Source organism: Nocardia beijingensis NBRC 16342 (assembly GCF_001612785.1).
In the GTDB taxonomy this organism is placed as follows: Bacteria; Actinomycetota; Actinomycetes; order Mycobacteriales; family Mycobacteriaceae; genus Nocardia; species Nocardia beijingensis.
Genome location: NZ_BDBC01000053.1, coordinates 110,758 through 120,466, shown reverse-complemented (window position 1 = coordinate 120,466; position 9,709 = coordinate 110,758). Strand labels below are relative to the sequence as shown.

8 protein-coding genes are annotated in these 9,709 nt (G+C 69.7%); 6 read left to right on the top strand and 2 right to left on the bottom strand.

Annotation, left to right across the window (positions count from 1 at the left end; genetic code table 11):
• On the top strand, positions 1-991 hold a 991-nt coding region (locus tag NB3_RS26605; RefSeq protein ID WP_157112017.1), incomplete at its 5' end, for an AAA family ATPase.
• A 45-nt stretch (positions 992-1,036) separates the two neighbouring features.
• Here the strand turns inward: NB3_RS26605 and NB3_RS26600 are convergent.
• A complete protein-coding gene (locus NB3_RS26600) occupies positions 1,037-1,954 on the bottom strand; it encodes an NmrA family NAD(P)-binding protein (RefSeq protein ID WP_067808809.1) in 918 nt (305 codons plus the stop codon).
• Positions 1,955-1,988: 34 nt separating this feature from the next.
• Between NB3_RS26600 and NB3_RS26595 the strand changes: the two genes are divergently transcribed.
• On the top strand, positions 1,989-2,834 hold the full coding sequence (locus NB3_RS26595; RefSeq protein WP_244892095.1) for a TetR/AcrR family transcriptional regulator: 846 nt from the start codon (positions 1,989-1,991) through the stop codon (positions 2,832-2,834).
• 129 nt (positions 2,835-2,963) lie between these two features.
• On the opposite strand, the gene NB3_RS26590 is transcribed toward NB3_RS26595, so the two are convergent.
• The gene (locus NB3_RS26590) at positions 2,964-3,353 is read right to left on the bottom strand and encodes a DUF2237 family protein (RefSeq protein ID WP_019048221.1); all 390 of its coding nucleotides are present in this window, start codon (positions 3,351-3,353) and stop codon (positions 2,964-2,966) included.
• Between the two features lie 193 nt (positions 3,354-3,546).
• Between NB3_RS26590 and ftsY the strand changes: the two genes are divergently transcribed.
• The 4 genes from ftsY (at position 3,547) to NB3_RS26570 (ending at position 9,669) form a co-directional block, all read left to right on the top strand.
• Positions 3,547-5,034 carry a signal recognition particle-docking protein FtsY gene (gene ftsY / locus NB3_RS26585; protein ID WP_169810752.1) on the top strand — a complete coding sequence of 496 codons (1,488 nt, stop codon included), beginning with the start codon at positions 3,547-3,549 and terminating at the stop codon, positions 5,032-5,034.
• Positions 5,035-5,385: 351 nt separating this feature from the next.
• Positions 5,386-6,765: an ammonium transporter gene (locus NB3_RS26580; protein WP_067808807.1), complete on the top strand. Its 1,380-nt coding sequence runs from the start codon at positions 5,386-5,388 to the stop codon at positions 6,763-6,765.
• A 5-nt stretch (positions 6,766-6,770) separates the two neighbouring features.
• Positions 6,771-7,109: a P-II family nitrogen regulator gene (locus tag NB3_RS26575; RefSeq protein ID WP_039799550.1), complete on the top strand. Its 339-nt coding sequence runs from the start codon at positions 6,771-6,773 to the stop codon at positions 7,107-7,109.
• A gap of 145 nt (positions 7,110-7,254) precedes the next feature.
• Positions 7,255-9,669 (top strand): [protein-PII] uridylyltransferase, encoded by a 2,415-nt coding sequence (locus NB3_RS26570; protein WP_157112021.1) that lies wholly within the window; start codon positions 7,255-7,257, stop codon positions 9,667-9,669.
• Positions 9,670-9,709 lie beyond the last annotated feature (40 nt).

Here is a 9,709-nt window from a genome sequence, read left to right as displayed (position 1 = left end):
GCTGGTGCGCAAGCGCTCGGAGTGCGCCGCCCAGGTCGAACAGGTCAAGGAGCGGGTGCGCGCGCTCACCGCGCAGCTGTCCCAGCTCACCGACGCGGTGCATCGGGACGAGGTCGCCAAAGCTCAAGCGGCGCTGCGCATCGAGCAGCTGGAGGCGAACATCGCCGAGCAGTTCGGCATCGCGCTGGACGATCTGATCGCCGAGTACGGCCCGCACGTGCCGCTGCCGCCGTCGGCGCTGGAGATGCAGGAGTACGAGCAGGCCAAGGAGCGCGGCGAGCAGGTCAGCGAACCCGCCCCGATGCCGTACGACCGGCAGACCCAGGAGCGTCGCGCCAAGCGCGCGGAAAAGGATCTCGCCACCCTCGGCAAGGTGAATCCGCTCGCGCTGGAGGAATTCGCGGCGCTGGAGGAGCGGTACAACTTCCTGGCCACGCAGCTCGAGGACGTCAAGAGCGCGCGCAAGGACCTCCTCGACGTGGTCGCCGAGGTCGATGCCCGCATCCTGCAGGTGTTCACCGAGGCGTACGCCGACGTGGAGCGCGAGTTCGTCGAGGTGTTCGCCAAGCTGTTCCCCGGCGGCGAGGGCAGGCTGCTGCTCACCGACCCCTCGGACATGCTCACCACCGGCATCGAGGTGGAGGCCCGTCCGCCGGGCAAGAAGGTCAAGCGGCTGTCGTTGCTGTCCGGCGGGGAGAAGTCGCTGACCGCGGTCGCGTTGCTGGTGGCCATCTTCCGCGCCAGGCCGTCGCCGTTCTACGTGATGGACGAGGTCGAGGCCGCGCTGGACGACACCAATCTGCGCCGCCTGATCGGCCTGTTCGAGCAGTTGCGGGAGAAGAGCCAGCTGATCGTCATCACCCACCAGAAGCCGACGATGGAGATCGCCGACGCGCTCTACGGCGTCAGCATGCGCGGCGACGGCATCACCCAGGTGATCTCGCAGCGGCTGCGCGGAGAGAACCTGGCCCCGGTCGGCGCGGCGGGCTGACCCGCCGCGCGGTCACCTCCGTGCGGGGAGGGTGACGGTGCCGAATCACCCAGCTTTACCGGAACTTTCGCGGTCGAGCAGCGCTTTGATCTGCGCCGCACCGGTTTCGGCGAGCCAGGTGTCGAACGTGCGCAGCCCGGGGTGGATCGCGCGGATCTCGTCGACGTCGGCGCGCCAGCCGCCCGTGTGGCGCATCAGCCGCCACGTATTGCCGATCTCCGCGCCGATGGCGTCCGCCTCGGCTTCGCCGACTTCGTGGTAGCTGACCTGATGACCGGTGGCCGCGCTGATCGCCGCCGCGGCCACGGGCGGGACGAGCACGTCGCCTGCGAGTTCGAGGACGCGGCCGTGGAAGCGATCCGGGTCGGCGAACGCCAGACCGGCGATGTCGCCGATGTCCGCGACGGCGATGACCTTCATCGGCCCCTCGGCCGGGAACAGGTGCCGGTGCACGCCGTCTTTGATGCCGTCGACGGGTGACGTGCGCAGCAGGTAGTTCTCCATGAAGCGCACCGGGCGCAGCAAGGTGTATTGCAGACCGCTGGCGATGATCGCGTCTTCGATGCGCTTCTTACCCGTCGCGCCCCACGAGGTGCTGTCGCCCATCGAGGCGATGCCGGTGAACACGATCTGCCGCACTCCGGCCGCACGTGCGGCCTCGACGATCGCTTCGCCGCGCGCGGCCTCCAAGTCGACGTCCCAGCCTGCCGGGCCGTAGGCGGCGGGCGGGACCAGGAACAGGCCGCTGACACCGGCCAGCGCCGCGGGCAAGGTCTCGGGGGCGTCGAAGTCGCCGACGACGAGTTCCGCGCCCGCCGCGGCCAGCTCCTGCGCGGCGGGCGCGTGCGCGTCGCGGACCAGCGCGCGCACCGCCCTGCCGTCGGCCAGCAGTCGCCGGGCGGTCGTGCCGCCCTGCTTGCCGGTGGCCCCGGTGACCAGGATGAGGTTGTGCTGAGGGGACATGCTCCGCCTTCTCTGCTCGGTAGAATCGGGTTGGTTGACCCGGATTCGGACGATACGGGTCACGCCACCCGATCGACCAGGCTGCTTATCGGAAGGCCGTAACGAAATGACCGCATCGCTCGCTCCGGGCGGGATGTCGCGATCCGATGCCCGGCGCAATCGCGCCCTCGTGCTGGCGGCCGCGCAGCGCGCCTTCGCCGAGCAGGGCGCCTCCGTGTCACTGGTCGAGGTCGCCCGCAGGGCAGGTGTCGGCGCGGGCACCGTCTACCGGCACTTCCCGACGAAAAGCGCGCTGCTGGAAGCGGTTATGCAGCAGCGCATCGATCGGTTGGCGAAGCTGGCCGCCGACCATCTCGCCGCACCCGATCCCGGCGCCGCCTTCTTCGACTTCTGCACCGCCGTGATCGCCACGACCCCGGATAACCAGGCGCTGTGCGACCTCGTGCAGTCCGACGACGGGTGGCCGCGCGCGCTGCTGCGGAGCGCGGGGGTGCGCTTCCACGATGCGCTGGCGGCCCTGCTGGCCGCGGCCAAGCGGGAGGGGGCGGTCCGGGCCGACATCGAGCTCGATGACGTGCTCGCCGTCTTCACCGGATGCGTTGCGATCCAACGGCTCCGCAAGGCCAGGGGCGGCCTGGACCGAACCGCCGCGATCGTGCTGGACGCGCTGCGCGCGGCGCCGGTCGGGCCGGTGGTGACGAAACGGGATGGCGAAGCCGAAGAACGTAACGAAACTCGGGACCGTAACGAAAGCGAAGCCGATCGCTGCCCGGTGTGCCGGGCGGCGGTGCCGAGGGCAGGGACAGGCCGGCGGGCCAGGTACTGCTCGGCCGCATGTCGTCAGAAGGCGCACCGTCGACGGGTCGCGGCGGCGCGCTGAACGAATGGCGCATTTGTGCCATCAGGTGCTCGGCTGCGCCACGGACCGATCGGACACCGGCTCGTGGTCCCCGGGGTGAGCCGGTGGTCCGCGCGGCGCGTCGCGGGTGGAGGAGGGGCTACCGGTCGCTCAGAGCAGGTCGCTGACGTCGTCGGGCACGTCGACGGCGTACTTGCGCAGGATGTCCATCGAGATCACTTCCAGGGCGTTCTCATGTGTGGCGGCCAGCACGACGGGTGCGGCGACACCGTCCTCGTGTGCGTGCAGCCACCGCACGGCGACCACGCACCACCGGTCACCGGGCTGCAAACCGGGAAAATTGTTCTCTGGGCGGGGCGTACTCAGATCGTTTCCGATGGAAGCTTGATGCTCCAGGAATTCTGCCGTGACAACGGTGCAGACGGTGTGGCTGCCCAGATCCTCCGGCCCGGTACTGCAGCAGCCGTCCCGGTAGAAGCCGGTGAGAGGATCGGTGCCGCACTCTTCCAGCGGCCCCCCAAGCACGTTTCGATCGGTCACGTCGCCGATCCTATTGTCCCTTTGCGAGAAGTTCCGCAGGACAAGAAATCTGGAGGGCTGTGTCGGTGCAAGCTCGCACCGGCCAACGGCCCGGTACCTGCGATGTTCACGGACTTCGCGCCGTCGGCCCCGGCAGGCGACTCGCGCGCCGGGTGCGGCTCGGGGCCGATCCCGTGACGGCCGGTCTGCAAGGATGGTCCGCGTGAGTCCCGAAGTCTGGATCCTGATCGCCGCGGTCGCCGCACTGCTGCTCGTCGTGCTCGTCGCCGGATTCGTCCGGTACAAGCGCGGCCGCGTGTCGCTGACTCCGCCCACGCAGGACAAGGAGCTGACCGACCGGTCCGGTGGTTACACCGCGTCCGGCGGATTCTCCTTCAGCCGGGGTGGCACGGCGACCGAACCGCAACCGGTCGAGCGCACCGACACCGAAGGACAGCCGCACGTCGGCGACGACGCCGCGATCCCGCGCGACGCGCCCAAACGCGGCATCACGAACGTTCCGTTGCCCGAAGCCGACGTCACCGAGGCGGCCCCCGCGCCGGACGTCGTCGAGCCGGCCGCCGAACCCGACGTCGGCTCGGACACGGTCGAGACGACACCGCAGGCCACCGACGCGGCGGAGACCCCGGAGGCCCCGGCCCGGGACACGACCGCCGAGCCGGTAACCGGCGCTGCGGGCCCGGACACCGGCATCACCACCGAGATCGTCGCGCCCGACACGCCCGCGGGCGTGGAGGCGCCCGCCGCGCTGGAGGAGATCGAGCCCACCGCGGGCCGCCTGGTCCGGCTGCGCGGACGGTTGTCGCGCTCGCAGAACGCGGTCGGCAAGAGCCTGCTCGGCCTGCTCGGCGGCGGCGACCTGGACGACGACTCGTGGGAAGAGGTGGAGGACACCCTCGTCCTCGCCGACCTCGGCACGGCGAGCACCACGGCCGTCGTCTCCCGGCTGCGCTCGGAGATGGCGGCGCGCAGCGTGCGGACCACCGACGAGGCGCGCGCCGTCCTGCGTGACGTGCTGATCGAGCAGCTGCGCCCGGAGCTGGACCGCTCGGTGCGCGCGCTGCCGCATCCCGATCACCCGTCCATCCTGCTCGTGGTCGGCGTGAACGGCACCGGCAAGACCACCACCACCGGCAAGCTCGCGCGAGTGCTCGTGGCCGACGGCCGCCGGGTGCTGCTCGGCGCGGCCGACACCTTCCGCGCCGCCGCGGCCGACCAGTTGCAGACCTGGGGCGAGCGGGTCGGCGCCGACACCGTCCGCGGCCGTGAGGGCGCCGACCCGGCCGCCGTCGCCTTCGACGCGGTGGCCGCGGGCGTCGAGCGCGGCGTGGACGCGGTGCTGATCGACACGGCCGGGCGACTGCACACCAAGACGGGCCTGATGGACGAGCTGGGCAAGGTCAAGCGCGTGGTGGAGAAGAAGGCCGCCGTCGACGAGGTCCTGCTCGTGCTGGACGCCACCGTCGGACAGAACGGACTCACTCAGGCCAGGGTGTTCGCCGAAGTGGTCGACATCACCGGTGTGGTGCTGACCAAGCTGGACGGGACGGCCAAGGGTGGCATCGTCTTCCAGGTCCAGCACGAACTGGGCGTGCCGGTGAAGCTGGTCGGGCTCGGCGAGGGCGCCGACGACCTGGCTCCGTTCGAGCCCGCCGCGTTCGTGGACGCGCTGCTCGGCTGAGTCGTCCCGCCGGCAGAGCCCGGTCGAAAGAGGTTGACGCGCGCGGCGTTCTGCTCACCAGCCGCGCCGCGCGCCCACCTCGGGCACCGCCGCCCGCGGTGCGAGGTCGGTCACACCCCGGAAGTTTGCCGACTCCTCCTGTGCGGTAACGAATGTCCGATTCCCGAACACCCTGCTCACAGCGCCGCGAAAGCCGTGGTGTAGGTGACGAAACGTAGTGGCAACACGGCCGTGCCATCCGTTCACGTAGGTGAAACACGGCAGCTCTACGGATGAAACACCGAGTTAGGACCCTTCTGTTCAGGTCCATTTGCCGGAATCGGCTGGGCCCGAGATGAGGAGGACATTAAAGTGGCTTTTCCACTTACCGGTGCACCGGATACCGGTGACACCGCATGGATGCTGGCGAGTTCGGCGCTGGTGTTGCTGATGACGCCGGGCCTGGCTTTCTTCTACGGCGGCATGGTCCGGTCGAAGAACGTGCTCAACATGATCATGATGAGCATCAGCGCCATGGGCCTGGTCGGCGTCCTGTGGTCGCTGTACGGATACTCGACGGCTTTCGGCGACAACACGTTCGGCGTGATCGGTGATCCGACGCAGTTCTTCGGACTGAAGGGCCTGATCGGCGGCAACTCCGTCGCCGAGGTCAAGGACGCGGCCGGCGCGGTCACCACCGAAGCGGTGAACATCCCGCTCGCGGGCACGATTCCGGCGACCGTCTTCGTCGCCTTCCAACTGATGTTCGCCATCATCACGGTTGCCCTCATCTCGGGTGCGGTCGCCGACCGCTTGAAGTTCGGCGCATGGCTGCTGTTCGCGGGCATCTGGTCCACGGTGGTCTACTTCCCGGTCGCGCACTGGGTGTTCGACTTCGACGTCAAGGACGCCGACGGCAACGTCGTGCACGAGGGCGGCTGGATCGCCAACAAACTGCTCGCGGTCGACTTCGCCGGTGGCACGGCGGTGCACATCAACGCCGGTGCCGCCGGTCTGGCCCTGGTGCTGGTGCTCGGCAAGCGCAAGGGCTGGCCGACCACCCCGTTCCGCCCGCACAACCTGCCGTTCGTCATGCTCGGCGCCGGTCTGCTGTGGTTCGGCTGGTTCGGTTTCAACGCCGGTTCCGCGGTGACCTCCGGCGGCCTCGCCGGCTCGACCTTCATCACCACCACCATCGCCACCTGCGCCGCGATGCTGGCCTGGCTGCTGGTGGAGAAGATCCGCGACGGCAAGCCCACCTCGCTGGGCGCGGCCTCGGGCATCGTGGCGGGTCTGGTCGCCATCACGCCGTCGTGTTCCTCGGTGAACGTGCTCGGCGCGCTCGCCATCGGCGTCGTCGCCGGAGCGCTGTGCGCCCTCGCGGTCGGCCTGAAGTTCAGGTTCGGTTTCGACGACTCGCTCGACGTGGTCGGCGTGCACCTGGTCGGCGGTATCGTCGGCACCCTGATGGTCGGTTTCGTCGCGGCGCCCGAGGCGGGTGCGGCCAAGACCGGTCTGTTCTATGGCGGCGGTTTCGATCAGCTGTGGCGGCAGGCGGTGGGCGCCGGTGTGGTACTTGCCTTCTCCTTCATCGCGACCCTGATCATTGCCTATATCGTGAAGTTCACCATTGGGCTGCGCGTGAGCGAGGAAGCAGAGTCGGTCGGCTTGGACGAGTCCGAGCACGCGGAAACCGCCTACGACTTCGCCGCTCTGGGTAGCACGGCACGTTCGGCCGTCAAGGAGGCATGACGAACATGAAACTGATCACCGCAATCGTCAAACCGTTCACGCTCGAGGACGTCAAGTCCGGTCTCGAGCAGGCGGGTGTGTTGGGCATGACCGTCAGCGAGGTCCAAGGGTACGGCCGGCAGAAGGGCCACACCGAGGTGTACCGCGGCGCGGAGTATTCCGTCGACTTCGTGCCGAAAGTTCGCGTCGAGGTCGTCGTGGACGACGCTTCCGTCGACAAGGTCGTCGAAGTGATCGTGGAGGCATCACGCACCGGCAAGATCGGCGACGGCAAGGTCTGGGTCACCCCGGTGGAGGCGATCATCCGGGTGCGGACCGGCGAACGCGGCACCGACGCGCTGTAGCGGAAAATCGAGTCGAGCGGCGGCCCCGCTCCCACCGGAGCTCCCGGTCGGGGCGGGGCCGCGCGCATCAAACGGGCGGTGGGTTGTGGCTAGTCAGTACGAGCACGACGGTGATCCGAAGGTCACCGAACAAGGCAACGGCAAGGTGTCCAACGGGGCGGCCGACCTGGTCCGCGCCCGAACCCAACTGCTCGACGGCGGCCAGCCGCGCAATCCCCGGCTGGACGCCCAGTCGCTGCGCCAGGCGCTGGTCGACCTCTACGAACTCTGGCTCACCAGCAAGGGCGCCGAACTGGGCATCGCGCCCGACAGCGGCCTGGCCGTGGTGGCCGTCGGCGGCCTCGGGCGCGGCGAGATGCTGCCGTACTCCGATCTGGATCTGGTGCTGCTGCACGACGACGTCGACCCGGCCCGGGTGGCCGAGGTCGCCGACCAGCTCTGGTATCCGCTGTGGGACGCGCACATCAAACTCGACCACAGTGTGCGCACCGTTCCGCAGGCGCTGCGGGTGGCCGCGGACGATCTGATCGCCGCGCTCGGCATGCTGGAGGCCAGGCACATCGTCGGCGACCAGGAACTGAGCAATCTGCTGATCGGCGGGGTGCGCCGGGAGTGGCGCACCGGCATCCGTTCCCGCTTCGACGAACTCATCGCCCAAGCCCAGGCCAGATGGGAGCGCAACGGCGAGATCGCGCACCGCGCCGAGCCCGACCTGAAGAACGGGCGTGGCGGTCTGCGCGACATCCAGCTGCTTGACGCGCTGGCCATCGCCCAGCTCACCGACGCGATGCCCGGCCTCGGACCGGACGTGCCGGGCGGTGGGTTGAAGCAGGCGCACCGGCGGCTGCTCGACGTGCGCACCGAACTGCACCGCGTGGCAGGCCGCGCCCGCGACCAGCTGCGCGCCCAGGACGCCGACGAGATCGGCGCGGCCCTGCGCATCGGCGATCGGTTCGACCTGGCCCGCACCCTGAGCGATTCGGCTCGGACGGTCAGCTACTCCGTGGACGTCGGGCTGCGCACCGCGGCCAACGCCCTGCCCCGGCGCGGGTTGGCGCGCCTGCGCCGGATGCCGGTGCGCAGGCCGCTGGACGAAGGCGTGGTCGAGCACGCGGGCGAGGTCGTGCTGGCCAGAGACGCCCGCCCCCAGCGCGATCCCGGACTGATCCTGCGCGTCGCGGCGGCGTCGGCGCAGACCGGTCTGCCGATGTCGGCCACCACGCTCAACCGGCTCTCCGAGGACGCTCCCGAGCTACGTGAGCCGTGGCCCAAGGACGCCCTCAACGACTTGCTGGTGTTGCTGGGCGCGGGCCGCGGCACGATCGACGCGATCGAGGCATTGGATCGCACCGGACTGTGGGGCAGGCTGCTGCCGGAATGGGGCGCGGTGCGCGATCTGCCGCCGCGCGACGTCCAGCACATCTGGACCGTCGACCGGCACCTCATGGAGACCGTCGCCTACGCGGGCGGTCTGAGCACCAGAGTGGCCCGGCCCGACCTGCTCGCCCTCGGCGCGCTGCTGCACGACATCGGCAAGGGCCGCGCGGGCGATCACAGCGTGGTCGGCGCGGAACTGGCCACCCACATCGGCCGCCGCCTCGGTCTGTGGCCGTCGGACGTGCGCACGCTCAGCGCGGTCGTGCGCCACCACCTGCTGCTGCCGGACACCGCGACCCGGCGCGATCTGTCCGATCCGGAGACGGTGCGTCATGTCGTCGACGCGCTCGACGGCGATCCGCAACTGCTGGAACTGCTGCATACGCTGGCGGAGGCGGACTCGCAGGCCACCGGTCCCGGCGTGTGGGGCGACTGGAAGGCGTCGCTGATCGGGGAACTGGTCCGGCGCTGCCGGTTGGTCATGGCGGGTGACCAGCTGCCCACCCCGGAGCCGATCGCGCCGGAATTGGTCGAGAAGGCCAGGGCGGGCGGTGTGCACGTCGATCTGAAGCCCGGCGAGAGCAAGCACACCTATGTCGTCACCGTCATCGCGCCCGACAGTTCCGGCTTGCTCTCCGACGCCGCCGGTGTGCTCGCGTTGCATTCGCTGCGCGTGCTGTCGGCGGCGCTCGGCGTCGAAGGCTCCTCCGCGGTGGACACCTTCGTCGTCGCCCCGAAATTCGGCGACCCTCCCGACCCGGGGCTGCTGCGCCAGGAATTGATCCGGGCCACGGCAGGCGACCTGGACGTGCCCGCGGCGCTGGCCAAACGCGAGCGCGAGGCGGACACCATCGGCCGTAGCCGCTACGCGCGGGCCCAGCCCAGGGTGATCTGGTCGGACACCTCGGTGCCGGGGCAGGCGATCCTGGAGCTGCGTGCCGAGGACCGGGTCGGCCTGCTCAGCCGGTTGGCCGCGGAGCTGGCCGGCTGCGGAGCCGACGTCCGCTGGGCCAAGGTGGTCACAATGGGCTCCGCGGTGGTCGACAGCTTCTGCCTCGATCTGGGAGCCGAGGACGGCCCGGCGCGCAGGGAAGCGATCGAGAAAGCGGTTCTCGCGGTGGTTCCCAGAATTGCGCCGAAACCTCCAGCAGACGGTGCTTCAGATCCGGAAAATAAGGATTAGCAGCACTTTTATCCGGTGATAAATCTGTTGCGCAATATTT